Genomic DNA, 1,922 nt, shown 5'->3' on the forward strand with positions numbered 1-1,922 from the left:
CCTTTTAAGCGTGATTCTATCCCGTAGAGTTTTTGGATTTTAGCCAGCGCCTTATCAGCCTTGCCTGATTTACCTTTCCCTTGAAGCTTCTTCGCATCCATGAACTTGCGACGAGCATGCGCTAAGCACCCTACATTGGTGACGTGATGCAGACCATCATAAGCCGCGTAGCCATCGGTTTGTAGATAACCGTTGTAGTCACCTAAAAAGTCCACGGGACACGCCCTCGCGCGACTGTTTTGATAGTCGTACAAGGCAATATTTTTCACATTCGGCAGTGCCGCTTCGGGTGAGTCAGCGCCTGAGCAGTAGAGCCACATATAACACTGCTTCTCTTCTTTGAGCACATTGAGCGGCGTTTCATCCGCTTGAACCACCACTTGTTGAAGTAGGTTCTCCTTCAAGGCCGCATACAGCGGGGCGAACTTCTCACTGACTTGGATAACCCACCTTGCCATGGTGGTGCGTGATAGCTCGATACCCGACTGGGTAAACAGCGATTCTTGGCGATAAAGTGGCATCGCGTATTGGTATTTGCCAAGAATGATGTTGGTCAGCAAGCTTTCTGTGGCGAAGCTTTTAGGGATGAGACTCTGAGGGGATGGCTTCTGAACGATACGGCTGCTGTCACCTGTTTTCTCGCACTGGCGGCAAGCGTACTTAGGACGAACATATTCCAACACTTTGAGTACCGCTGGCGTGAACTCTAGCTTCTCGCTGCGGTCTTCACCGATTTTATGCAGGCTATGATTGCAGCAAGCGCACTGCTTTTCATGGTCGTCTACATCAAGTTCGATAACCTCACGAGGCAAGGTCTTAGGCAGAGGTTTACGTTTACCGCGCTTTTTCGTTGTGGTCGTGGTTGTCACCTCAACCTCGTCTTCTTTAACGGCTTCACACTCCGCTTCGTTGAAGAGGTCACCTTGTGATTCATCGTAAGGCTTTAATGCCTCCGAGCGTTTCGCGAACTGACGGTCGAAGGCGAGTTTGAGTTGTTCAAGCAGCGATTGGCGCTCTTGTTTCCACTCATTTTTCTCCGACATCAGAGCAGCTACCATCGCTTGTAGCTCGGCAACATCTTGGCTTTCTGGGTTGATATTTGGCGTCTTTTTCATAGCATTGATTATACTAAAATCGTGCCGTTAACGCTTGGAGAATAAGGCTTTATTCTCGATTAACTCATTGTAAAATCGTTTATTTTGATGGGTTCGTGGCCGATAATTGTGAAGCCTGAAAGCAGTCTATCAAGCTCAAATTGAGTGAGGGTAAACACCTGATTTTTCTCTTTTGAAGGCCACTTATACTTGGCTTTTTCAAGGCGTTTATACCAGAGGGCGAAGCCTGTTTTATCCCAGTACAACACTTTAATCTTATCGCGCTGTTTATTGGTAAACAGGAACAGCGCACCGCTGCCAAGAGGCAAGTCAGTATCATTTTCGATAATCGCTGCAAGGCCGTTGATGGACTTTCTAAAATCGACGCTTTCACGATAAAGGTAAATGTCTGGAGCGCTGAGCATACCTTTCATGACAACGCTCCAATGAGTTCAGCAAGATAGGTGGCTGGCGTGCCTTGAGGAATGCTCAGCTCCACATCATTGATGAGAAGTGTCATGTTCGCCGTAGCTATCTGGGCCTGATACTTGGTTGTCTTTTCAACGATTTCGGCTCTAACAAATCCGACAGATTCCGATTGGTTTGCTGTTTGGAGTTGACGCCGTTTGGCGAAGAACGTGGATAAACTCAGTCCATGCTCTTCACAAAAAGCGCGTTGGGTAACACTGCTACTTTCATATTGTTCAAACAGTGATTGCCATTCTAGGTTGGTGCGTCGTTTTGCCATTTCAACTCTCCTTTGGGTTGGAGAGTTGATCTTATTCTTCGTGCTGAAGGATTAGAATGCGGTGTTCATGGCACGCTTAC

Annotated in this window: 3 protein-coding genes; all 3 read right to left on the reverse strand. The window is 47.4% G+C overall.

Features of this window, described 5'->3' with window-relative positions:
* A partial coding sequence (gene tnpC / locus AB4493_RS21555; RefSeq protein ID WP_372155796.1) for an IS66 family transposase occupies positions 1-1,115 on the reverse strand: 1,115 nt, incomplete at its 3' end.
* A gap of 59 nt (positions 1,116-1,174) precedes the next feature.
* Complete coding sequence (gene tnpB, locus AB4493_RS21560; RefSeq protein WP_017037716.1) at positions 1,175-1,528, reverse strand: IS66 family insertion sequence element accessory protein TnpB; 354 nt, start codon at positions 1,526-1,528, stop codon at positions 1,175-1,177.
* Entirely contained in the window at positions 1,525-1,842 is a 318-nt protein-coding gene (gene tnpA, locus AB4493_RS21565; RefSeq protein WP_017037717.1) for an IS66 family insertion sequence element accessory protein TnpA, read from the reverse strand. Before tnpA ends, tnpB begins: the two co-directional genes overlap by 4 nt.
* Positions 1,843-1,922 lie beyond the last annotated feature (80 nt).

It is taken from the genome of Vibrio sp. 10N.222.55.A1 (assembly GCF_041473835.1).
GTDB classification, from domain to species: Bacteria; Pseudomonadota; Gammaproteobacteria; order Enterobacterales; family Vibrionaceae; genus Vibrio; species Vibrio crassostreae_C.